At 67.6% G+C, this 392-nt stretch carries 1 protein-coding gene; it reads right to left on the minus strand.

Annotated elements, in window-relative coordinates; all coding sequences use genetic code 11:
• Positions 1-379: MFS transporter (locus tag LPA54_RS41450; RefSeq protein WP_228985533.1), on the minus strand; the 379-nt coding region annotated here is incomplete at its 3' end.
• Positions 380-392 lie beyond the last annotated feature (13 nt).

Consider the following 392-nt stretch of genomic DNA (forward strand, 5'->3'; position numbering starts at 1 on the left):
GCCCGGGGTGGCGCAGGAGGTACTGCCAGCCCGCCGCGATGTCACGACCCAGGTGAGCACTGGCGGCGCGGACCGGTGGCGCGGGTTCTGGCTGCCGAATGCGACGGATTCCCAGGGCCGATGCGAGGAAGGACAATGCGTCGACCACCATCGTGGCCGCCGCGCCCAGAGCCCCGATCAGAAGCCCGCCGACGGGCGGACCAGCGCTGACGCTGATCCAGTTGGTCGTCTCGAAGAGGCTGTTGGCGCGTAGACGGTGCTCAGGAAGGACAAGTGCTTTCAGGTGCGCTCCACTCGCCGCGTCGAACGCGACGGATGTCGCCGTCTGGAGAACGCCGACGACACACAGCTGGATGAAGGTGAGCCTGCCGAAAGCCATGGCGACCGGAATG

Source organism: Streptomyces sp. DH12, from assembly GCF_020873895.1.
Classification (GTDB): domain Bacteria; phylum Actinomycetota; class Actinomycetes; order Streptomycetales; family Streptomycetaceae; genus Streptomyces.